This is a genomic window from Staphylococcus gallinarum, from assembly GCF_000875895.1.
GTDB lineage: Bacteria > Bacillota > Bacilli > Staphylococcales > Staphylococcaceae > Staphylococcus > Staphylococcus gallinarum.
This window is the reverse complement of sequence record NZ_JXCF01000224.1, coordinates 1-382: the sequence shown is the minus strand read 5'-3', so window position 1 is coordinate 382 and position 382 is coordinate 1. Positions and strand designations below refer to the sequence as shown.

The following is a 382-nucleotide window of genomic DNA, read 5'->3' as shown; positions in this document are numbered from 1 at the left end:
ACAGTAGGAGGGGTAGATAGCACTCAAATCGATAACTTTACAACCACTGTGACTAGGAAAAATCTAAATAGTACAGAAGTCACTTTCACTTTCCCAGATGCTAATAGTAAAGGAGAGGGGCTTGAAACACTTTATAACTACTATGATGGCACGTCACTTTTGAAAGGACAAACAGCAATTACCAGAACGGTGCCCCGTTACCTACCTCAAATAACAAGCTACCGTTTATGGTCGGATAAAATAACTCCTGTTGCTGATGATTTTATCCAATACGGATGGACAAATGATAATTACACTACTAAAGCAATTGATATCCCAGGGTATAAATATGTTACAGTTGCAGGTAATGAAGATAGTATAGTGTCAACTACTAAACAAAAAT

The 382-nt window shown here is 37.2% G+C and carries 1 protein-coding gene; it reads left to right on the top strand.

Annotated features, from left to right (window positions below):
• The coding region (locus SH09_RS14165) for a hypothetical protein (RefSeq protein ID WP_042740251.1) at positions 1–382 on the top strand (382 nt) is incomplete at both ends.